Below are 22,505 nucleotides of genomic sequence, written 5' to 3' on the forward strand. Positions count from 1 at the left end.
CTTTTGAATCAAGTTAAACTATGGTGTTTAAAATGAAGACCTTCCTAACCGAGCAGCAGATCAGGATACTGCGTTTGAGAGCTAAGGGATTAAAGCAAAGTGAGATTGCCGAGATTTTAGGCACCAGCAGGGCGAACATAAGTATCCTTGAAAAGCGTGCATTGGAGAAAATTGAAAAAGCCAAAAACACTCTTCTGCTTTGGGAGCAAATAAATTCTAAAGTTGCCATTGAGGTTAAAAAAGGTGATGATATATTTATGGTTCCGGATAGGCTTTTTAAGAAAGCTGACGAAGTTGGAGTGAAAGTCCCTTACACCACTGCGGAAATTATAGCATTTCTTGTTGATAATGCCCCGATAGAAGATAGGATAGCAAAGAAAGACTTTGTTCTGTTCTTGGACACTCAAGATAAGCTCAGGGTAAGTGAGCACCTACTGAAGGAGCTCGATAAGATAGGGGAGAATCAGGGAAGTGAAAACTCCGTTTAGTGCCATTGCAAGACCGCTGACGGCACCTGAGAGCTCGTCATTTAATATTATCCTAGCAGTTCCCAATCCGTGGGAGGCAACTCCCATTGCAAGTCCCCTTGCCACTCTGTCCCTTACCTTAAAAGCGTCCAGCATCTCAATCCCCACGGCGTTTCCGAGTATTCCGGTTAATATAACCAAGACTGCCGTTAAGGTTGGTATGCCCCCTATTTTCTCACTAACACCAATGGCTATTGCAGTTGTAATGCTCTTCGGGGCTATGCTTAAGAGGACTTCCTTGCTGCCTCCTAAAAGCTTTGCAACATAAAATGCGCTTAAAATTGCCAGTGTTCCACCAAAGACTATCCCTGCAAAAATTTGCTTTGAATACGCCTTTATTATCTCTTTCTGCTTGTATAGTGGAACTGCTAAACTCACAACTGCCGGCCCCAAAAAGAAACTTAAAATTCTCGCACTCTCCATGTAGGTCTCGTACTCAATTCCGGTTAAACGTAGGATAAGGGCTATTCCAATTATTGAAAGCATGACGGGGTTTAAGTAGAAGGCTCTTTTCTTCTCGTAAAGCTTTGAAAAGAGATAAAAAATCGCTACCGTTAGAAAAATTCCGATAGAGTTCACTGCTCGCCACCACCCAGTAGCTCGACAAATTTAGCCGTTAAAACCAACGTCAGGGCAAAGCTTATGACCAGAGCTCCAAAAATCGGCACTGCCTGGCTTTTTATGAGTCCCCAATAAGATATAATGCCCACTCCCGGAGGAATAAACATCACGCTCATGTTCCTTATAAAGAATTCAGCTTCTTTCTCGATGTCTTCTACATTTATAACATTAAATAGGAGTGCAAAGGTCAACAAGACCATTCCAATAACGTTTCCGGGTATTGGAAGACTAAATATCTCACTCAGGGTTTCTCCAATAAAAAGAAAACCGAATATTATGGCAAGCCCCTTGTACATAGGCATCAGAAAAACTAAGAACTGGAAAGATTAAAAAGCTAACGAATCACTCGAAAACTGCTATTGCCTCTATCTCTACCTTGACTCCCTTTGGAAGTTTTCCTACTTGCACTACTGCCCTTGCTGGCTTTGAGTGCCCAAAATACTCTTCGTACACCTTGTTGAATTCTTCAAAGTCTTTTATGTCATCTAAGTAAACGTTGACCTTTACTACATCGTCTACTGTTGCTCCAGCTGCTTCTAAAATTGCTATTAAGTTTTCTATTGCTTGTCTTGCTTGTTCAGTTATGTCGCCTTTAACAATTTCTCCTGTTTTTGGGTCTATGGGAATCTGGCCGGAAATGAAAAGTATCTTGTCGGGGTTTTCTACAAGGATAGCCTGGCTGTAAGGCCCTATTGGTTTTGGAGCATCTTCAGTATGAATTACGCTCTTCTTCACCATCACAAATCACCTCCATGTTTTATTATACGCTTGTTATTAAAAAACTTTTCGGAAAAAGAAGGAGGAATCAGCGAAGCGAAGAGTCCTCATCGTCCCCTCGGGTGTCCTCGGCCTCATCATCTTCAAATTTCTTCAAACCTTTTCGAGGTACTTTTCAAGGGACTTTGAGGGGATGTCGATCGAAAGCCCCATCTTCTGAAGGGCAGTTCTTAGGGCGTAAAGTTTTCCATGTTCTGCGAATTCTTTTGGTGCATAACGTTCTATTGGGATATTGGTGAGCTTCTCTACGAGCGCTTTTATATCGCTCTCACTTTTAGCCTTTTTGATGTCTCCAAACCATTCTTCTATTCCTTTAAGGTCAATCCCAGCATATACGGGAATCTTTGAGACAGTGGTTTCGTTTATACTTGCCAGGATTCTTGCAATATCTGCCACTGGGGTTTTGTCATCTATTATCAGCCTTTTCACAACTATCCAGCTTCCGTGTTTGGCAGTGAAGTTTATGTGCTCCTCTTGGTACATAGGTGTGGTTCTCAACTCAGTTATTGGGTCTTCTGGGAAGTTAACGGGGAATTTCTTTGAAAGTGCTTCCCTTGTTAGGAGCGCTTTTGCAACATCCAGAAGGAGTTTTTTCAGCTTTTTATCTTCTTCAAATATCATCGTATTGAGTTTTCTTGAAGTTCCAGGAGATTTTAATGTTTTTAAGACCTCCCAAACTTCTTTCTCTCCTATTTCCTCAGCTAGACTCATTATTTCTTCAACATTCATGACTTCCGTTAGGTATTCGGGAATTTTCAGATTAACTGTGTTTGAGACACTTGCGAGGAAGTGTGCTATCTGAGGCTCTTCCATTGTCAACAGCTTGTCTCCAACTTTCCAGTTTTTGTGGTTTGCTGTGAAGAGTATGTGATCCTCAATTTTCATTTTTCATCACCTTCTATTTCTTGGGATCCCTATTATTTTAGCTTTTCTAAACTTGCTGACCTTCTTTAAAAAAAGTTTATAAGCTTATTCAAGCAACCGTAGTTTGAGAGAGGTGAGGTATTTTGAGAGAGGAATTCAATAATATTGAAGCGGGACGCTCATATGGTGAAGAGCTTGAATTGGGAATTGATTTTCAAACTACTGAGGAAATTAAAGTTCCTGAAAAGTTAATAGACCAAGTCATTGGTCAGGATCATGCAGTTGAAGTAATAAAAACCGCAGCAAAGCAAAAAAGACACGTACTGTTAATAGGCGAGCCTGGTACAGGTAAGTCTATGCTAGGTCAGGCTATGGCAGAGCTCCTCCCCACTGAAAATCTTGAGGATATTTTAGTCTTTCCAAATCCTGAAGATGAAAATATGCCCAAGATAAAGACCGTACCAGCGTGCCAGGGCAGACAGATAGTAGAACGCTACAGGCAAAAAGCAAAGGAGCAAGAGAACATAAAGTCATACCTCCTACTGTTTGTGCTTTTTGTGGTCATGCTTGCGGTTCTCATGGACCGCTCAGCCCAGACTTTGCTCTTTGGAGTTTTCGTGCTAATTGTGTCACTAATGGCAATCTCAAACATGAGGCTCAGAAACCAAGCGTTGGTACCAAAGCTTTTGGTTGACAATTGTGGCAGGAAAAAAGCCCCATTCGTAGATGCAACGGGGGCACATGCGGGAGCACTCCTTGGAGACGTTAGACACGACCCGTTTCAGTGTTTTAGTGGTAAGGAGAGCGTTATAGTTGAAAAAGACGGTGAGAGAAGGGCAGTTACACTGAAGGAGTTCGTTGAGAACGCTCTCAAAGAACCGTCAGGAGAAGGGGTAGATGGTGAAGTCAAAGTTGCCTACAGGGACTTTAGAAATGATAACGTTAAAATACTCACAAAGGACGGTTTCGTGAAGCTCCTCTATGCCAACAGAAGGGAAGGAAAGCAAAAACTCAGAAGAATAGTGAACCTTGAGAAGGATTACTGGCTTGCGGTAACTCCCGAGCACAAGGTATACACAGTAAAGGGTCTCAAAGAAATGGGTGAGCTGACCAAAGATGACGAGATAATAAGAGTCCCTGTTATCATCCTCGACCGGTTTGATGTAGCTCGCACATACAATGAGGAGGAGAAGCTCAAAGATTACATCCGCTGGAAGGAGTATTATGAGAAAACCGGCAACGGGTATAAGAGGGCCGCTAAGGAGCTCGGCATTAAGGAGAGCACGCTCCGCTGGTGGACTCAAGGAGCCAAGCCAAAATCCTTGAAAATGATCGAAGAACTTGAAAAACTTGGTCTCCTACCTCTGAAGAGCGACGATAAACGGCTCGAAGAGATAGCCAAAGTTATGGGCGTCCTTTTCAGCGATGGAAACATTGACAAGAACCTTAACACTCTAAGCTTTGTTTCAAGTGAGAGAGAAGCTGTCGAAGAATTCGTGAGAATCCTTGGAAATATCTTTGGAAGAGTTGAATATGAGATCAAGGAGAACCGTAGGGCTATGGGAGAGAGTATTCTCTTCAGGACGTGGGACAGAAGGGTTATACGGTTCTTCGTTGCCCTTGGTGCCCCCGTTGGCAACAAGACAAAGGTTAAACTTGAGCTTCCATGGTGGATTAAGCTTAAGCCGTCACTTTTCCTTGCCTTCATAGATGGGCTCTACAGCGGCGACGGCAGCGTACCAAGGTTTGCCCGCTATAGGGAGGGCATCAAATTTAATGGAACTCTTGAAATAGCTCAGCTTACGGATGAGCTTGAAAAGAAGCTTCAATTTTTTGAAGAAGTAGCATGGCATTTGGGCCTCTTTGGAATCGAGGCGAAGGTTAGAGTTGACAAAGCCAATGGTAAATACAAGGTGAGGCTTGTATTCTCGCAGTCTATAGACAACGTGCTTAACTTCCTTGAGTTCGTGCCGATAAGCCTCTCCCCATCTAAGAGGGAGAGATTCCTCGGGGAAGTCGAGAAGTATCTCAGTGCTGTTCCCGATTCAAGCCTTGCAGAGAAGCTCAAAGAATTCAGGGAACGCTTTGAGAGGATTAAGAAGAAAGAGAGAAGGAACTTCATTGAAACTTGGGAAGAAGTGGAGATTACATACAACGTGACAACAGAGACAGGGAATTTACTTACAAACGGCCTACTCGTCAAAAATTCCGGTGGTCTCGGAACTCCAGCTCACGAGCGTGTCGAGCCTGGAATGATTCACAGGGCACACAAGGGAGTCCTCTTCATAGATGAGATAGCCACCCTTAGTTTAAAGATGCAGCAGAGCCTGCTCACCGCTATGCAGGAAAAGAAGTTTCCGATAACAGGACAGAGCGAGCTTTCAAGCGGTGCCATGGTTAGGACAGAGCCTGTTCCGTGTGATTTCATCTTAGTTGCTGCAGGAAACCTGGATACCGTTGATAAAATGCACCCCGCTTTGCGTTCGAGAATAAGGGGTTACGGTTACGAGGTCTACATGAGAACCACAATGCCAGACACCATCGAGAACAGGAGAAAGCTTGTGCGCTTTGTTGCTCAAGAGGTAGTGAAAGACGGTAAAATACCGCACTTCACCAGGGATGCCGTTGAAGAGATAATTAGAGAGGCCCAAAAGAGAGCAGGCAGAAAAGGTCATCTAACATTGAGACTTAGAGACCTTGGAGGTGTAATAAGGGCTGCTGGGGACATAGCAGTAAGAGAAGGAGCTAAATATGTGACCAGGGAACACGTATTAAAGGCATTACAGCTTGCTAGACCTCTTGAAAAGCAGTTGGCAGATTGGTATATAGAGAGAAAGAAAGAGTACCAGGTAATCAAAACTGAAGGTGGAGAAATAGGAAGGGTAAACGGTCTCGCTGTCATAGGGGAACAGAGCGGTATTGTACTGCCTATTGAAGCCGTCGTTGCACCTGCAGCAAGCAGGGAGGAAGGTAAGATAATTGTAACTGGTAAGCTTGGAGAGATAGCAAAGGAGGCCGTCCAAAACGTTTCGGCTATAATAAAGCGCTACAAGGGAGAGGACATAAGTCGCTACGACATTCACGTTCAGTTCCTTCAAACATACGAAGGGGTTGAGGGCGATTCAGCAAGCATAAGCGTCGCTACTGCAGTGATTTCAGCTCTCGAAGAAATCCCTGTGAAGCAAAGCGTTGCTATGACAGGTTCATTAAGCGTTAGGGGAGAAGTCTTGCCAGTTGGTGGAGTTACTCCCAAGATAGAAGCTGCAATAGAAGCGGGAATAAAGCAGGTTATAATTCCAAAAGCAAACGAAAAGGACGTTTTCTTAAGCCCAGACAAGGCTGAAAAGATCGAAATAATTCCAGTCGAGACAATTGATGAGGTTCTCCAGATAGCCCTCGAAGACTCAGAGAAGAAAGACGACCTAATAAAAAGGATTAGGGAAGCATTACCATTTGCTTAATCTTCAAGAACCTCTGACAGCCCTGCACATTCTATTATCTTTTTTGCTATCTCCTTTCCAAGTTCAATATCGGTAAGCTCCTTTACTATTATCTTTCCGCTGGGATATATGCTCGTTTCATAGCCATCTATTACTGCTATTGCCATCATCTTAGGGATAACGGTCTTTACTTGATACCCTTTTTCCTTTAGGCACTCTGCAGTCTTGTTTAAATCGACTGTTATTTCTTTATCCCATGAATAAGGCTGCACTATTACGCCTTTCATCGTTGTACATGGCTTTGAGATAATCATCCTCTCACCGATTTCTATTTTTGGAGAAATACTTTTATGGCTTTCTACAAGTCTTGGCATTGAAAAAATTAAAAGCCAAATGTAGAACTTAAATCATGCTGCTCGAGATACTCCTTGCAATAATCTTCCTCTGGGATTGGTACTTTTTCGCTGGTTATCTAACCAGACTTATGGATATGTATAAAACCCGGGAATGGGTTCCCTTTGTGAGCATACTGATTCCTGCCTACAATGAGGGGCAAACCATAACAGAATCTATAAAATCAGCTCTCTCTCAGGATTATCCTGCCTTTGAAGTTATTGTGATTGACGATGGCAGTGAAGATGATACGTTTGAAAAGGCTTCCTCCATAAATGATCCAAGGCTGAGAGTTTTTAGGAAAGCTCATGAGGGAAAAGCAAAAGCCCTTAACTTCGGATTATCAAAGGCGAAAGGTGAAGTGATAGTTACCACCGATGCAGACTCCTTGCTCTCGCCAGACGCCTTGAGACATCTTGTGGAGGGGTTTTATTCTCCAGAGGTTGTAGGCGTTGGAGGCCAAGTTAGGGTTTTGGGGAACTCTTTTTTAGAAAGAGCTCAAGACGTTGAACATCTTAGGATTGCAATGTTTAGGCGTGCCAAGGAACTCGAAGATTTAAGCGTTGCTCCGGGCCCTATTTCAGCCTTTAGGCGGGAAGCTTTGGAGAAAATCGGTGGATTTGTCGAGAGTGAGGTTGAGGATTACGCTACAACAAAAGAGCTCAAGAAAATTGGAAAAGTTGTTTACGCTCCCAGGGCTAAGGTTTACACAAGAATGCCGAAAACACTTGGAGACCTTTGGAGGCAGAGAAAAAGGTGGTTTTTGGGTGATTTAAAGCATCTCGGTGGCGGATTAGAAAAGGAGCTGTTCTTCCTCCTCTTGGGCGATTTCATTGCACTTCTTGATATAATGGTTCCAGTGGCATTGCTTTTAAGTGGAAAGTTGGGTTTATTTTCGTTCTTCTTGGGTTATGAAATACTGACATTCCTCATCCCTACCGTTGTAGAGGGGGGATCTCTTTTGAATGCCCTTCTTTTCCCAATCTTCCTATGGTTTTGGGCGGTTTTTTACTTAGTTCTGCACATTTACGGCTATTTGTTGAAGATATATCGTAACCTTTAAGAACGGAAGTTCTATATAGACTATATACTCTATATAGTAAATTTGGAAGGAAGGGGAAATGGACTGGATTTTATTTTCGGCTCTTTTTATGGCATGGGCTATAGGGGTAAATGATAGTGCAAAAGTCGTTGGTACTGCTGTAGGCTCTGGGTTATTGGGGTTTAAGAAGGCTGTTTTTGTTATTGGGGTATTTACAACTATGGGAGCCGTTTTTGGTGGGGGCGGCGTTTCTGGAACTATCAGCGAACTTGCCAAAGGGCTGGACGCTAATTCAATAGGGATAATCCTTTTTAGTGCTGCAGTGGCCGTTACTCTAGCGAGCATAAGAGGTTTTCCGATTTCTACAACCCAGTCAATCGTCGGGGGATTAGCTGGAGCGGCTCTTGCATTTAATTTGATAGTAAAGTGGGAAATATTTTTCAGAATAGTGCTTGCGTGGGTTTTGTCCCCGTTGTTAGCTGCTTTTTTAGCAATCATGGTTTATGAGGTCTATGCAAAGCTCTTCAATAAAGTAAAACAAATTCAGCTTCTTGAGACAATGTACAAGTGCCTTGTCTTTATAGCAGTTGCATTCTCTGCTTTCAATCTGGGAGCAAATGAACTATCTAATGTGGTTGGTTTAATGGAAGCAGTGGGGGTTGATGGCCCATTTAAGCTTGTTCTTTCCTTGACTCTGGGGTTTGGGGCACTAACTTTTAGCCATGAAGTGATTATGAGTGTTGGTAAAAGGCTGACTCCCCTTGATCCTCTTTCGGCATTTTCATCACAGTTTGCTTCAGCTATGGCAGTAACTACCGCGAACCTTCTTGGTCTTCCAGTCAGCTCGGGTCAAGCGGTTATTGGAGGAGTGGCTGGGCTTGGCTACCATTTGGATAACCCTGTCAATTGGAGCCTAATTCGGAGCATAGTATTGAGCTGGGTTTTTGCCCCATTGATTTCTGGAATTCTAACGTTCCTGCTTTTGAGCTTGCTTCCGTAGGTTTTTAAACTCAAAATTTGAAATCTTGGTGGTGGAGAAAATGAGTGAGTTTAGATTTGAAATAAAAGCGCGAGATGCTGCGGGAAGGATAGGAAAGATTGAAGTTAACGGGAAAAAACTAGAAACCCCGGCAATAATGCCCGTTGTAAACCCCAAACAGCTTATAGTAACTCCCAAAGAACTCAAGGAAATGGGCTTTGACATTATAATTACGAACTCCTACATAATCTACAAAGATGAAAAACTCAGGAAGGAAGCCCTTGAAAAAGGTATCCATAGACTTTTGGACTACGACGGCATAATTGAGGTTGACTCGGGAAGTTTTCAGCTCATGAGATACGGAGGAATCGACGTCACCAATAGGGAGATCATAGAGTTTCAGCACAAAATAGGCGTTGACATAGGGACGTTCCTTGATATTCCCACAGTTCCGGACGCTCCAAGGGAAAAAGCTGAGGAAGACCTTAAGATAACTCTTGAGAGGGCAAAAGAAGCTGAAAGCATAAAGAGCATAGCAATGAACGCTGCGGTTCAGGGTTCCACTTATCCGGACTTAAGGACATACGCGGCAAAGAAGTTAAGCGAGATGAACTTTGAGATTCACCCTATTGGTGCCGTGGTGCCTTTAATGGAAAGCTACCGCTACAAGGACTTGGTTGATGTTGTAATAGCGTCCAAGCTTGGCCTCAGACCCGACAGACCGGTTCACCTCTTTGGTGCAGGTCATCCAATGATCTTCGCTCTAGCGGTTGCCATGGGGATAGACCTGTTTGACTCAGCCAGCTACGCCCTCTACGCCAAGGACGACCGCTACATGACGCCTGAAGGAACTAAGAGGCTCGAAGAACTTGAGTATTTCCCTTGCTCATGTCCTGTCTGTTCCCGTCACACTCCTCAAGAGCTTAGGGAAATGCCGAAGGAAGAGAGGACAAGGCTACTGGCTCTCCACAATCTGTGGGTCATTAGAGAAGAGCTGAACAGAGTTAAACAAGCAATAAAAGAAGGGACACTATGGCAGCTCGTAGACGAGCGTGCGAGGTCTCATCCAAAAATGTTCGCCGCTTATAAGAGGTTGCTTGAATACAAGGATTACTTAGAAGAGAACGAGCCAGTTACAAAGGCTTCGGCATTTTTCAAGGTCAGCGAAGAAATTATGGGAACTCCCGTGGTTTTAAGGGCAAAAGAGCGGGCTGAAAGAGTTAAAAAGAAGTTCTCTGAGGTTGTTAGCCACCAAATCTTTGGAGAGATTCCGAAGTATCTAAGCTTAACGTTCCCCTTTGCCCAGAGCGAGGGAGAGGAGGACTTCACAATAGAGAAGCCTTCAAAGGAGGAAGCAAAGCTCTACATCCAGGCTGTTGCCGAGTATCAGTTTGGTGAAGGTGCTAGTGAGGCTTTTAAAGATGTTTTCGTGGATTTATCAAGGAAAACAGGTATGCCAAGGCAGATAAAAGCGGGCGGTAAGCATATAGCGACCTTCAGGGCGGAGGACGGTCTTTTGACCCTTGGCATTGAGGGTGCCAAAAGGCTCCACAAGATTCTGCCGTATCCAAGGATGAGAGTGGTGGTTAATAGCGATGCTGAGCCTTTTGCAAGGAAGGGGAAGAACGTTTTCGCAAAATTCGTGATTGATGCAGACGAGAACATAAGACCCTATGATGAAGTTTTAGTTGTGAATAAGGACGACGAGCTCTTGGCAACCGGTCAGACCTTATTGAACGGCAGGGAGCTTAAGATATTCAAGCAAGGGCTGGCAGTAAAAGTTAGAAGGGGGGTTGAGTAATCATTCAAGTGGAGACCTTCCATACTTTACAAAGACTCTCAGCTCCTTATTTTTCTTCTTTAAGTAGTTCATGAGAGCCTCAAGTTCTACCTTAAAGGCTCTTTGCTCAATTTTGACTCCTTCATGGGCTTTCTGGAGGGGCCGTATGTAGCCGTTGCTTTCGTGCCACAGCAATTTTGCTATTAACTCGTCGCTGATTGAGATGTTGGATTGTAGGAGGTATATTACCCCTCCTTTCATCGTCCTTATATAAGCTGAAGGAACTCCACTCTCTATAAATCTCTGGATGGTGGGGAAGTATTTTCTCAGAACTCTGGGCAGGCGGTGAGCTATCTTTTTCTTTTCTTCAGCAATTTCTGGGTCATAGATCACGCAGTACCCTGGGGCTTCCTCTCCGTAAGTTCTAAGTAAGTACGCATCGATGAATGGGACATCAAGAAGGCTTACGCCAAGCTTTGATGTGATCTTCCTGTTGTAAAAGCTCTTTGCGAGGTATATCAACTCTCTTTGAAGAAGCTTTTCGAGCGAGTGAAGGTACTCCAAATATCCAAGAACAACATGGATTGTATTCTTTGCCTCCTCAAGAGTCAGAGTTTTCGGCTCAACGTATTCGTCCAGCTCTTCGGCGATTTTTATTATTTCACTCCTCGGGACTTCAGCTTTCAGGGCATCCCTCAGCCTCTTCAGCGCACCATCGTAGTTTACGACCTCCTTGCCTTCCATTGCTTTGTAGAACTCCGAATACTCTTCCATAACATCGTCTGTAAGTATGACCCCGTTGTAAAGCTCTCTCTCCTCATTGAGGCGCTTTTCTAAGTTGATATAATGCTCATCGAGCCTTTCAATGAAATCTTTAATGAGTTCTTCTACTTTACTCTCTTTTAATGTTTCGAGCAAAGTTGTTATGCCCTTAACGCTCTCTGGATACACAGGAGGTCTTGTTAAAGAGCCCGTGAGCGTTCCATCCATTAAAATCATGTGCTCGTCGCTCCCAACCAATGCACCAAGCTTGTTTTCGAGCGTCTCCATCTGAAGCCTTATAATTTGATCAGAGATGCCATGGTTATACGTCATAGCGTTTGTATAAACTAAACGGGCGCTTTTGCCGTTTCCAAAAGCAAAAGATGAGACAGTGTAGATTATTGTCCCGCTCAGCCTTGCCTTTCCCTGGCTTCCATCAACTGCGTAAGCTTTGCTCTCCTTTTTTTCTGGGAGGGGCTTCCACTCTATCTTGCCCTTTAGAGCTTTTTCTGCATTTTGAAGTTCCTTTATAAGCATCTCGAAGATTCTATCGGCTTGATCTTTTGAAATAAGTCGGTACATTCAGCTCACCTCGACTTCCTCTACTCTCGAAACACCGTTCTCAAGCCGGACTCTTACAACCCTATCTGCAGCGTCCTTAAGCTCCTCATCGTGGGATACTATTATTACCTGTGGAATTCTCTTCAGATAGCGCTCCATGATATCAACTAACCTTCTCCTCCTTTCCTCATCAAGATACGGCGTTGGCTCATCCATTATGAGGAGAGGTATCTCCCCTGCAAGATAGAGGGACAAAGCAAGCCTAAATGCCAGGCCAAGGGCTATCCTCTCGCCGCCGCTGAGAAATGATAGGTCCCTCTCCTTGCCGTCGTATATAACTCCGAGGACAACTTTATTTTCTTTGGCTTTGACCGTTATGCCGGAATACTTCTCCTCCGTAAGCTCTTCAAATATCTCGCTCGCATATTCACCAACTTTTGCCAGGGCATCTTCCTTAAGGATGTTCTTAAACTTCCTGACCTTTTCTCTAAGTTCTTGAACTCTTTCTCTGGCTTTTCTTAGCTCTTCAAGTTCTTTTTTCTTGTTTTTGACGTTGTCTTTTTCTTCTTGGAGTCTTTCCAAGGTCTTGCTCAGCTCCTCCTTTCTCCTCTCTAGGTTGTTAAGCTCTGTTTCTGCCCTTGTTAGTGCTTCTCTCTTCTCAACATACTCCTTTTTGAGCCTGTCGTGTTCTTCTTTGTTGTACTTTTCCTCGAGCTTTGTTATTGTTTCACTTAAGGATGACAGCTGTTCCCCAAGTTGCTTCCTCTTGGATTCGAGACTACTTAGCTCTTTTTCCTCTTCATGGAGGCGCTCTTTCTCTTTTTCAAGATCCTCCTTAACGTTCAAAAGTCCTAAGTATTCTTCATAGATGGGTCTCAGCTTTTCAAGCTCTGCCTTAAGAGCGTCTTCGTTTTCAAACCCAAGCTCCTTGAATTTTTTCTCGTATTCTTGGAGCTCTCTTCTGGCGTTTTCTATTCTCTTCTTTATGATCTCCCTCTTTTTCTCTAAAATTGGCTTCTTCTTGAGCTCATCCAAAATGCCCTTAAGGATTCCTTCGAGCTGATTTTTCTCCGTTGAGAGCTTTTCATATTCTTTTGCTTTTTCTTCGAGCTCCTTCAGATTAAATTGGGCTAGTTTCTCTTCGTTTTCCTTAATCTGCTTTAGAACTTCTTCGTTTGCTATTACAATGCTTTCTTTTTTTAGAATGCTCTCAATTTCTTTGAGCTCTGTCCTGAGGTCTTTTTCTTTCCTTTCGAGTTCTTCCAGCTTTGTCCTATACTCCTCGATTTCCACTTTGTATTTTTCTATGAGCTCTTTTCTGTGTTCATCCGTAAGCTCAGAACCGCAAACGGGACATTTCCCTTTAGCTTTCATGAGTTCCGAGATTGCCTTATCTTTTTCCCGAGAAAGGCTTTTCAGCTTTCCTTTCTCCTCTCCAATCTTTTCAAGCTCCTCACGAATTTCTTCTCTTCTTTTCTTTGCCTCTTCTATTTTATCTTTGAGGGCTTTAATTTTCTCTTCGCTGAGGGTTAACCTTTTCCTAAGGGACTCTATTGTCTTCTTAATTCCAATTGCTTCTTCATATTTTTCTGCATACTCCTTTAGGGTCTCAAGAGCCTCTGCAATTTTTTCCAACTTTTCCTCAATTTCCTTAAGTTCTTCTTCCTTCCCTATGAGCTCCTTAATTCTCTCTTCTATCTGGGAGAGCGTTCCTTCGTAACCTTTAAGCTCTTTTTCAATCTTGGACTTTACTTCGCTGTACTCTTTCTGGAACCTTTCGAGTTCTTTGTACCTCTCTGCCTTAGGCTTAATTTTTTCAAACCTTTCAGACTTCTTTTTCAGTTCTTCTATCTTCGTTTTTCTTTCGTTTATTGAGTTGTTGAGAGAGTTTATCCTTGTCCTTACACCTTCGAGAATCTTTTCAATTTTACTTTTTTCTTCTTTTGCTTTGTTAAGTTCCTCTACCAGCTTATCGAGTTCAGAAAGTCTCTTTTCTATTTTTTCAGCTTCTTTTCTCAGCTCTGGAATCCTTGGTGTAAGCTCGTTTATCTGCTTAATGGTTTCGCTCAGGTTTTTTCGGGTCTCCTCTATCATCTCATCTATGTTCTTCATTGCCGTGAGGTATTCTTCAATCGCATTTATCCTTGAATCTATGGCCTTTCTGACCTCAAGAAGGTTGTTGTAAGCATTTTCGTATTTATCTAACCCAAGAACTTTTCTAACGACTTTTTCCCTGCTCTCATCGCTCTCTAAGATCGCGTCAATCTCGCCCTGCCTTATGTATATCGCGTTAACAAAGACGTCGTAGGGGATCAGTTTTTCTATCCATTTTCTCACGTATTGCTGACCTGCCTCAGTTGCATAATGCCACCCATCGCCCTCTTGGTATTTAACAAAAGCTATGCCTTTAGTTATGTTTCTATGGAGCTGGTACTTCACATTGTCCTTTTCAAAAAATATTGTTATCTCGGTGCTTTTTCCGTTTACTCTCAGAATGTCCTCTTTTTTTAGGTCTTTGGGTTTTGTGGGCCAGTAGAGACCCACAAGTATCGCGTCAAGGAGGGAACTTTTTCCAGAACCGTTTTGCCCTATTATCAGGTTTATTCCGGGCGTAAAAGTTACCTTCGTGAACTCATGTGAGCGGAAATCTCTCACAATTATCTTTTCAATCATCATGCTTTTTCACCCTTTCAGCCATGATAATAAATCGGCCTTCTTCTTTGGTTGCAACTTCTGAACTTTCTTACTTTCTTCTTTTTTGGTCTTATGTTTGGATTCTTCTTTTTTCGGCTTGTAAGTCTCTTCTTTTCCGTTATCCTCTTTTTCAAGGGAACCTTTTAGAAGAAGCTCTATTACCTCATCGACTGCCTCAAATTCTTTCTCACCTACGAGTTCAAGTATTTTGAGCTCTAAGGGATTAAAGAACTTCTTCGCATCTGCCCCCTCTACAGATCCTCTAGAAGGCCTTTTGAATTTCGTCCTTATATGGAGATACTTAACATTGAAGATTTCGTGGAGGAAAGATACATCAAAGGGTCTTTCCCATTCGATGTCCACTCTCACAAAAGCTTCTCCCGGAATTTTTGTGCTCAACTTTTTGAGCTCCTTTTTTGCAGAGACCTCGTCGGCTTTAATCTTAATATCGTAAAATGGTCTAACGTCGAGCTTCACGAATCTCGGCTTGAAGTCTTCCACTATCAGAAAGCCCTTATCTTCTCCAGCTTGTGGAACGAAGGCATCTCCTTTCCACCTGTATCTCATTTCGTAATCGCCAAAGTCCCATCTCTCTAGGGAGCCGGGATAAGCGACGATGCCAAGTCCCTTGTTGGTCTGCCATCTTTTGTGTATATGCCCCATTGCATAGTAGAGAAAGCCTTCTGGCAGGTCTTCTAAGGTTATCTCGAAGTAATCCCTTTGTGTTTCCAGTCTTAGGCTATCCATCATCTCCTTTATCCCTTGATGAAGCATGAGTACTGCATCTCCGCTTGGTCTGAAGTAATCGCTCAACTTGTTCCTCTCGAACCACGCGGCACTCATGAACTTCATTCCGTAAATCTCAAGGGTCTTATTGCCCTTTTCAAAAACTCCTTTGGTGATTAGTTTCCCGTTAACTTTCTCCGTGGTCTGATACTCGTTCTCTTTTTTCTCCTCGCTGAATCCGAGGACGTGCATTAATCTCAAAGACTCCAGAAGATTATAAGCTGAAATTCTCTTTTGGGTTCTGTCGTGGTTCCCTTCAATTGCAAAAACAGGAATCCCCTCTTTTTTTGGAATGGAAAGGATGTCTATTGCTTCTTTTATCGTCTGGGGGCTTGGATTGCTTCGATGGAATAAATCTCCAGCAATTAGTATAAAATCGACTTTCTCTTCAACAGCCTTCTTTATTGCAACCTCGAAGGCTTTTTTAAACTCCTCAGCCCTGTAAGGCAACCTGTACTGCTCAAACCCAAGGTGCACGTCAGCAATATGGGCAAACTTAAAGGTCATATTCTATCCCCTCATCCTCATAAACCTGCTGGATTTCCTTTTCTCGCTTTTCCTCTTCAGCTCTTTTACGCCACCTTGATACAATCCCTATGTCCTCTCCACCGTAATCTCCGCCCTTTTCCTTAAAGTTGTATATCTTCACCAGTGTGGGGAGAGCTATTGCCTGACCTACTATTACGGCCTCTCCCTTTCCAAGCGATGCAATATCGGCTAATAAGTCAGAACTCAGTTGCTCGCTCGCCTTTAGAACATAATCCTGGTCTTTTGGATTTACTATCCTCAGGATGATCTTGGTGTTTGTCTGGCTTAAGACGTCTTCGTTGAGCTTGTTTGGCCTTTGGGACACTATTCCCAGCCCAACTCCGAATTTTCTACCCTCCCTAGCAATCCTGCTCAAAATTCTCACGGCATCGTTGTGTTCTCCCTGCGGGGCGAATATGTGAGCTTCCTCCACTACTACAAGTATCGGCTCAGCAAGTGCTTTGCTTTTGTTCTCAATGCTCCTCATGATTTCCTCGAGCTCTTTAATCTCCTCTTCGAGTTTTGACGTTTTTACAGCCTTGCTTTCTCTGAGGTCTTCTTTTATGCGTTCGAGCTTCTTTCTGGCCTTTTCATAGTCCACTCTTGCTTCGAATATCCCTTGTAGAAGTTTTCCAACGACGACTTTCATCTGGCCTTCATCTAAAGGCCCAAGGTCAATGATATTAGCCTTTCCAGGTTCTATTTGAGATATTAAATCCTCGCTCGTCAGTAGGCTTCCGTAGTTCCTTAAAAACCTCCTAATCCTTAAAACAACTCCTCTCAATGTTTCTATTCTATCCGACTTGAGCTCTTCCGTGAAGTAGCCCTTCTTCCCTTCATCCCAGTACTGAGCCTCTTTATTCCTTATCCAGTCGTTTATTGTTTCCATGAGCTTTTCAATTATCTCCCTTCCTCCCAAGTTGGGGTTCTCATGTTTGACAGTTTCCCACGCTTTAGCTAGGAACTCCCTCTGGATGGTGGCATTTTTTGCAACTTCTATCAGATCTGCCAGCTCCTCGCTATCCATTTCCTCCGGCCTTATCTTGGCCTCAATTATCTTGACGTACTTTTTCCCTGTGTTGGGGAGCTTTAGCTTTACGTAGTCTCCGTGAGGGTCTAAGACAACTACTGTTCCCCTAAGCTTTTCAACGATTTGACTTACCATCACGGCAACAGTATTTGATTTACCCGCTCCCGTAACAGCTAGAACTGCAAAATGCCTTGATACAAGTTCGTCGACATTCAAATAAATTGGCACGCTCTCTCTTAGAAGAAGAGTTCCAACTTCTATATACCCCTCTCCAGGGTTGTATATCGCCTTAAGGACTTCGTCGCTTAGCCTGTAAACAGTTTTCCCGTTGGGAATCGGGACTCTGTTTGGTAAAACTTCAATCTTCTCGCCGTTAAACTTGAGCTTGCCGAGCACTCTCACGCTCGCAATTACCTCTTCGTTGTCCTCAATGCTCTCTCCATACTGCTCTAGGTCGAGCTGGAGGGATTGATATGTGCTTTTTCCACTCATAAGAAGCCAGTTTATGTTTTGAAGCTTCCTGATAGTGCCAATAACCCATTCTCCATTTCTATTCTGAGCGACGACGAACTCTCCAAATTGTAAGTTTACATCTGGATGAGCGGAAAAATCATACCCTACAACACTCGCCTCGCCTTTGACTATACCTACGGCATCTTCCGCTATCTTCATTGTACCACCTTCATTTGATCAATTAACTTCGAGCTGGTTATAAACTTAATCTTTTAAATACTATTGGGACAGCTTTGACTCTACTTTTTCCTTTGAAAGCCTTATCTTTAAGGACGGAAAGGATATCAGCCGTGGGAGTCATCAGATTTTTGTTTATTTTTGACCGTTAGTGGCTTGTATGTTGACCACTCTATTATTAATTGGTGATGTGTAATGTTTAGCTTTGAGAGTTTGAGAAGGTTTTGGGAGAAGGAGAGGAAGCCTGAAGTTCAGAGAGAGTGCGCGAGATACGAGGCAACAAACTTCCAGAAAATTGTACTCTGAAAATAACGTTCACTTTAGCCGTAATTGGGGTCTCTTGACTTTACCTTTTCCTTTTCGATTTCCTTTCGAACGATCTGAAAATTTTAATCTGCCGTTTTTGTTGTATGAAAAAACATAGATAGAGATCAGACAGGAATCCGGTCATCATCTTGCCCTCAGGATCGGAAGCGCTCATCACTTCTTTTTAATATTCGCCCTGATTTTTTTAAAATTTTCCAAAAACTATTTTAGCCCCAAGTATAATCACCCTTGGTGATACAAATGCGAGCTGAGAACTTGAGAAAGCTCGTTATATATGAAGTCTTTCCTAGGAACCACACGGAAGAGGGAACTTTAAAGGCACTGGCAGAGGATTTGGAAAGAATTAAATCCCTTGGTGTGGACTTCATTTGGCTAATGCCAATATATCCTATCGGGGAAGAAGGCAGAAAAGGTTCTCTTGGGTCTCCCTATGCCATAAAGGATTATAGGGCTATAAATCCTGAGCTGGGCACTTTTGAGGATTTTAAAGAATTGGTAGAAAAAGCCCACAGGCTTGGACTCCGCGTTATGATAGACATTGTGTACAATCACACTTCACGGGACTCAAAGCTTCTAAGGGAGCATCCTGAGTGGTTTTACACCGTTGAAGGAAAGCCTTCGAGAAAAGTTCCAGACTGGAGCGACGTCTACGATCTTGACTACTCGAATAGGGAACTGTGGGACTATCAGATAGAAACTCTGAAGTTCTGGGCTAAGTACGTAGATGGATTTAGGTGTGATGTTGCTCCTCTTGTACCACTGGAATTCTGGGAAAAAGCCAGGGAAGAAGTTTCTAAGGTTAATCCCAATCTCGTATGGTTGGCCGAAACCGTGCATCCTTCATTCCTTAAGTGGATGCGGGAGAGAGGATTTAGAGCCCATTCAGATGTTGAAATGCATCGGGTATTTGATATCACCTACGACTACGATGGAAGGGAAATACTGGAAAGATACCTGCAGGGGGAGAGTAACTTATCAACTTACATTGGCTACCTCTACGTTCAGGACACGCTGTATCCGGAGGATTACGTTAAGCTTAGATTTTTGGAGAATCATGATTTGCCTAGAGCGGCTGAAATATTTAGGGACGAATTTCGCCTAAAGAACTGGACGGCATTCATGTTTATGCTCAAAGGGGCAACGTTGATATATGCGGGGCAGGAGTATGCCATTAAAAAGCAGCCAAATCTCTTTGAAAAAGACCCTATTCCTTGGGAAGAAGGAGACGAATCCTTTTTGGCTTTTATTAAGAGGCTAATCGAAATTAAAAAGTCCCTCGATTGCAACACCCAAAAAGTGTACTTGGCAAAGGACGGAATCGCAGTTGTAAAATGCAAAAATGCCGTGGGAATTTTCAATCTGGAAGGCAAAATTGGAGAAATAAATATTGACGTTAAGGGGAGGGATCTTTTGAGCGGCAGAAAAGTTGAAAGTAAAGCAGGAAAGCTGGAAGCCTCTTTTGAGCCAATGATAATCTCCCTTTAATTTTCTCCTTTTAAATCAATAAGGTTAAAAACTATCGAGCGAATGTTTTAATATGAGCCTGTCTTCGAGAGATAGTTCCTTTCCAAGAAAAATCCCTCTAAGCTTTGTTACTATCAGACCTGCTGCCCTCTTTGATCTAAGTGAGATCATGCGCATTGAAAGACAGTCCTTTAGAGAGCAGTATCCGAGAGGCTTGTTTCTGATGTTTCTTGAGACAAATCCAGAAACATTTCTTGTGGCTGAATACAACGGGAAGGTAGTGGGCTATGTTATGGGCTATTTAAGGCCCGACGGGGAAGGGCATATAATGAGCATTGCAGTCGATCCGCTTTATAGGGGAAACGGGATAGGCAAGGCTTTGATGGAGGCCGTTATAGACAGGTTAATAAAGCGTGGTGCTAGGTATATAGGACTTGAAGTTAGGGTCAGCAATGAGAGGGCAATAAAGCTCTACGAAAAGCTGGGCTTTAAGAAGATGAAAATCATAAAAGGCTACTATTCCGATGGCGAAGACGCATACTACATGGTCCTCACACCAGATGAATGGGGTGGCAGGAGTTGAGCGAGTTTAAATTTTACCTGAGCGGAGATAGGGTTTTCAGCACAATGGAGAGTGCGATAAACAAGCTATACAACAAGAGGCATTACGGAGAAGTTATAAACGGGAGGCTCTTCCTATCATTGGTCGAGGCCGCTTACCTTCTGGACAAAGGCTGGATCAAAGTGTTTGACAATGACAGAGAGCTCAGTGTTGAGGATATTTTTGAAATCGGAAGGAAAAAAGATGAGCAGTTCGACTTAAAGTTTCTGGTTTACAAGGATCTTAGGGATAGGGGTTATACAGTAAAGACCGCCCTTAAGTACGGCTCCCACTTTAGAGTGTATCGCAAAGGAATGGAGGAGCACGCTGATTGGTTAATATGGGTGGTTAGCGAGTCTCAAAAGCTGTATCCAAACGATTTAACGGCCAGAGTTAGGGTTGCCCATGGGGTTAGGAAAAAGATGGTTTTGGCAGTAGTTGATGATGACAACGATGTTGTCTATTATAAAGTTGAGCGGATAAAGTTTTAGACACGTTAATTTTACTTGGATGGGTTAAATTAAAACAAATCTTTTAAATTTCGAATTCTTATTATCTCTGGGGGGCGGTTTATGAAAAAGCTGATTCCGTTAGCTCTTATCTTAGTGTTAATTTTTCTGGCTTACTTGCTCCCAACACCCGAAGAAGAGTATTCTCCGCTAAACCCTTCTTCGATAGTTGGTTATGCCTATCTAACTTCTAACGAGCAGCTAACGATTGAAGTAGTGTGGTGTCTCAACGACTCAGAAAAAGTCCTTATAAAGTTTGAAGATGTCAAAAAAGAGCTTATTCCAGGAGATGCAGAACTAGAAGTGGGTGAGATGTATGGCGAGCTAAAGCTTGAGCCAAAAGGAGATCTGGAGGGGATACTGTTGGCTATTCCCGAAAACTCGAAAAGAACAGCCCAATCCAAAGTTAACGTGAAGGTTGAATTTGGAGAAAGTTACCCGCTAGAAATTACTGAAAATGCTACGACTTCCACAGCACTGTTTGTGAACGGGAGCTACATAATCCCCTACAAAGTAGAAATCATAAACCCCACAAACGAAACAATTGAACTCAAGGATGTATTTTTCCCAGTTAAAGGCGTTAAGATTCTTAGCTTTGGATTTTATAATGGGAGCATCTTTGAAGTTCCTTCAGAAGTTACTGAGCTTCCAAAAACTCTGCCTCCTAACTCAAAAAGGACGTTGGTGATCTACATTGAGATAGGAGAAGAAATTGACGGCCTAGTGTTTAAGCCGAAGGTAATTATAGAAGCAAAAGGGGAGAAATTCCCACTCTCAGTCCCCGAGATGGCATTTGTAAGAGCGATATGTAGAAAAGAAAAAGATTAGATCACTTCAAGAAGCCGGTCTTCTTTCCGAGATCCTCGAAGGCGTCGATTACATACTGCAGGTCTTCCTTGGTGTGGGCTGCTGAAGGCTCAAGCCTTATCCTTGCCGTACCGAGAGGAACTGTTGGGTAAACTATAGCCTGGGCAAAGATGTTGTACTCATCGTAAAGTCTTCTTGAGAACTCTTGGGCAAGCTTTTCGTCATAGAGCATTACCGGTGTAATCGGGTGCTTAGTGTTTCCTAAGTCGTAACCAAGGTCTCTAAGACCCTTTTGGAGGAAATGAGTGTTGTCCCAAAGCTTCTTAACGAGCTCATCACTCTTCTGGAGTATTTCAACGGAGGCTATTGCGGCTGCAACATCAGGTGGATTCAAGGCGGAGGAGAACAAGAACGGTCTTCCTCTTTGTCTTAGATAGTCTATAGCTTCCTCGGGACCAGCTACATATCCACCAATGACACCAAACGCCTTGCTTAGGGTTCCCATTTCAAAATCTACCCTATTATGCAGCTTGAAGTGATCTACTATACCCCTTCCGTGTTCCCCTAAAACGCCCTCACCATGGGCGTCATCAACATACACCATTGCATCGTATTGCTCTGCCAGCTCAGCGATCTCTGGGAGTGGGGCGAGGTCACCGTCCATGCTAAATACGCCATCTGTGACAATGAGCTTCTTTTTCTTGTCTTTGACTTCTTCAAGCTTCTTCTTGAGGTCTTCCATGTCGAGGTGCTTGTAAATAACTTTTGGCGCACCGCTCAAGCGCATACCATCAATAATGCTTGCGTGGTTTAATTCTTCACTGACAAAAACCCCATCTTCACCCTTCTTTATGAGGGTGCTTATTGCCCCAAGATTTGCGTTGTAACCGCTCTGGAAGAGAATAGCGGCTTCCCTCTTCTTAAACTTTGCAAGCTTCTCCTCAAGCTCCACGTGAAGCTCCATTGTTCCAGCTATAGTTCTAACGGCCCCGGCTCCAACACCGTAGTCAAGAATAGCCCTTATCGCTGCCTCCTTAATTTTTGGATGCGCTGCCAAACCAAGATAGTTGTTAGAGCACATGTTTAGAACTTTCTTTCCATCAACAACCACCCAGGGGCCTTGAGCACTTTGGAGAACTCTAATCTTAACATAGAGGCCTTTTTCTTTGAGCTCATTAAGTTCTTCGGTAATCCAGTCAAGCTTTGCCATGGGTACCACCAAGTATAATGTTGACGTTTCATGCCTATAAAAGTTTTTCATAGAATCACCCTAGTTCCCATCGGATCGTTAGAGTTATAAGTTCTTAAATTTTTGGTTGATTG

19 protein-coding genes are annotated in these 22,505 nt (G+C 43.2%); 9 read left to right on the forward strand and 10 right to left on the reverse strand.

The genetic code is table 11. The annotated features are described in order from the left end of the window. Positions 1-32 precede the first annotated feature (32 nt). Positions 33-488: a transcriptional factor EnfR gene (gene enfR, locus NF865_RS06035; RefSeq protein WP_253305584.1), complete on the forward strand. Its 456-nt coding sequence runs from the start codon at positions 33-35 to the stop codon at positions 486-488. Here enfR and NF865_RS06040 read toward each other — a convergent pair. From NF865_RS06040 to NF865_RS06055, 4 genes are all read right to left on the reverse strand, one after another. Further along, positions 432-1,106 carry a CidB/LrgB family autolysis modulator gene (locus tag NF865_RS06040; protein ID WP_253303880.1) on the reverse strand — a complete coding sequence of 225 codons (675 nt, stop codon included), beginning with the start codon at positions 1,104-1,106 and terminating at the stop codon, positions 432-434. The genes enfR and NF865_RS06040 overlap by 57 nt on opposite strands. Beyond that, a complete protein-coding gene (locus NF865_RS06045) occupies positions 1,103-1,444 on the reverse strand; it encodes a CidA/LrgA family protein (RefSeq protein WP_253305585.1) in 342 nt (113 codons plus the stop codon). The genes NF865_RS06040 and NF865_RS06045 overlap by 4 nt, the downstream gene beginning before the upstream one ends. 46 nt (positions 1,445-1,490) lie before the next feature. Next, positions 1,491-1,886 (reverse strand): RidA family protein, encoded by a 396-nt coding sequence (locus tag NF865_RS06050; RefSeq protein ID WP_253303881.1) that lies wholly within the window; start codon positions 1,884-1,886, stop codon positions 1,491-1,493. A gap of 132 nt (positions 1,887-2,018) precedes the next feature. After that, positions 2,019-2,810 (reverse strand): DUF2666 family protein, encoded by a 792-nt coding sequence (locus tag NF865_RS06055; protein WP_253303882.1) that lies wholly within the window; start codon positions 2,808-2,810, stop codon positions 2,019-2,021. A gap of 122 nt (positions 2,811-2,932) precedes the next feature. On the opposite strand from NF865_RS06055, the gene lonB reads away from it, so the two are divergent. After that, positions 2,933-6,250: an ATP-dependent protease LonB gene (gene lonB, locus NF865_RS06060; protein ID WP_253303883.1), complete on the forward strand. Its 3,318-nt coding sequence runs from the start codon at positions 2,933-2,935 to the stop codon at positions 6,248-6,250. Here the strand turns inward: lonB and NF865_RS06065 are convergent. Beyond that, positions 6,247-6,543, reverse strand: a complete 297-nt coding sequence (locus NF865_RS06065; protein ID WP_253303884.1) for a hypothetical protein — start codon at positions 6,541-6,543, stop codon at positions 6,247-6,249. The two genes, lonB and NF865_RS06065, sit on opposite strands and share 4 nt — an antisense overlap. A 95-nt stretch (positions 6,544-6,638) precedes the next feature. On the opposite strand from NF865_RS06065, the gene NF865_RS06070 reads away from it, so the two are divergent. Genes NF865_RS06070 through tgtA form a run of 3 tightly spaced genes read left to right on the forward strand, consistent with a single transcriptional unit; the run spans position 6,639 to position 10,444 of the window. Continuing rightward, the gene (locus NF865_RS06070; protein ID WP_253303885.1) at positions 6,639-7,685 is read left to right on the forward strand and encodes a glycosyltransferase family 2 protein; all 1,047 of its coding nucleotides are present in this window, start codon (positions 6,639-6,641) and stop codon (positions 7,683-7,685) included. A 58-nt stretch (positions 7,686-7,743) separates the two neighbouring features. Further along, positions 7,744-8,664, forward strand: coding sequence for an inorganic phosphate transporter (locus NF865_RS06075; RefSeq protein ID WP_253303886.1), 921 nt, complete (start codon positions 7,744-7,746; stop codon positions 8,662-8,664). 40 nt (positions 8,665-8,704) lie between these two features. Continuing rightward, the gene (gene tgtA / locus NF865_RS06080; protein WP_253303887.1) at positions 8,705-10,444 is read left to right on the forward strand and encodes a tRNA guanosine(15) transglycosylase TgtA; all 1,740 of its coding nucleotides are present in this window, start codon (positions 8,705-8,707) and stop codon (positions 10,442-10,444) included. Here tgtA and NF865_RS06085 read toward each other — a convergent pair whose 3' ends face one another. The 4 genes from NF865_RS06085 to herA are packed head-to-tail and all read right to left on the reverse strand — an operon-like array spanning position 10,445 to position 17,456. After that, complete coding sequence (locus NF865_RS06085; protein WP_253303888.1) at positions 10,445-11,767, reverse strand: DNA double-strand break repair nuclease NurA; 1,323 nt, start codon at positions 11,765-11,767, stop codon at positions 10,445-10,447. It lies immediately after the preceding gene. After that, positions 11,768-14,422 carry a DNA double-strand break repair ATPase Rad50 gene (gene rad50 / locus NF865_RS06090; protein ID WP_253303889.1) on the reverse strand — a complete coding sequence of 885 codons (2,655 nt, stop codon included), beginning with the start codon at positions 14,420-14,422 and terminating at the stop codon, positions 11,768-11,770. Between the two features lie 6 nt (positions 14,423-14,428). Then, positions 14,429-15,733 (reverse strand): DNA double-strand break repair protein Mre11, encoded by a 1,305-nt coding sequence (gene mre11 / locus NF865_RS06095; RefSeq protein ID WP_253303890.1) that lies wholly within the window; start codon positions 15,731-15,733, stop codon positions 14,429-14,431. Next, positions 15,723-17,456, reverse strand: coding sequence for a DNA double-strand break repair helicase HerA (gene herA / locus NF865_RS06100; protein WP_253303891.1), 1,734 nt, complete (start codon positions 17,454-17,456; stop codon positions 15,723-15,725). Before herA ends, mre11 begins: the two co-directional genes overlap by 11 nt. A 585-nt stretch (positions 17,457-18,041) precedes the next feature. Here herA and NF865_RS06105 point away from each other — a divergent pair. The 4 genes from NF865_RS06105 (at position 18,042) to NF865_RS06120 (ending at position 21,203) form a co-directional block, all read left to right on the forward strand. Further along, on the forward strand, positions 18,042-19,286 hold the full coding sequence (locus tag NF865_RS06105) for an alpha-amylase family glycosyl hydrolase (protein WP_253305586.1): 1,245 nt from the start codon (positions 18,042-18,044) through the stop codon (positions 19,284-19,286). 52 nt (positions 19,287-19,338) lie between these two features. After that, positions 19,339-19,848, forward strand: coding sequence for a ribosomal protein S18-alanine N-acetyltransferase (gene rimI / locus NF865_RS06110; RefSeq protein ID WP_253303892.1), 510 nt, complete (start codon positions 19,339-19,341; stop codon positions 19,846-19,848). Next, positions 19,830-20,357, forward strand: a complete 528-nt coding sequence (gene endA, locus NF865_RS06115; protein WP_253303893.1) for a tRNA-intron lyase — start codon at positions 19,830-19,832, stop codon at positions 20,355-20,357. The genes rimI and endA overlap by 19 nt, the downstream gene beginning before the upstream one ends. A gap of 81 nt (positions 20,358-20,438) precedes the next feature. Then, positions 20,439-21,203 carry a hypothetical protein gene (locus tag NF865_RS06120; protein WP_253303894.1) on the forward strand — a complete coding sequence of 255 codons (765 nt, stop codon included), beginning with the start codon at positions 20,439-20,441 and terminating at the stop codon, positions 21,201-21,203. A gap of 1 nt (position 21,204) precedes the next feature. On the opposite strand, the gene NF865_RS06125 is transcribed toward NF865_RS06120, so the two are convergent. Next, on the reverse strand, positions 21,205-22,392 hold the full coding sequence (locus NF865_RS06125; protein WP_253303895.1) for a glycine C-acetyltransferase: 1,188 nt from the start codon (positions 22,390-22,392) through the stop codon (positions 21,205-21,207). Positions 22,393-22,505 lie beyond the last annotated feature (113 nt).

Source organism: Thermococcus aggregans (assembly GCF_024022995.1).
Taxonomy (GTDB): domain Archaea; phylum Methanobacteriota_B; class Thermococci; order Thermococcales; family Thermococcaceae; genus Thermococcus_A; species Thermococcus_A aggregans.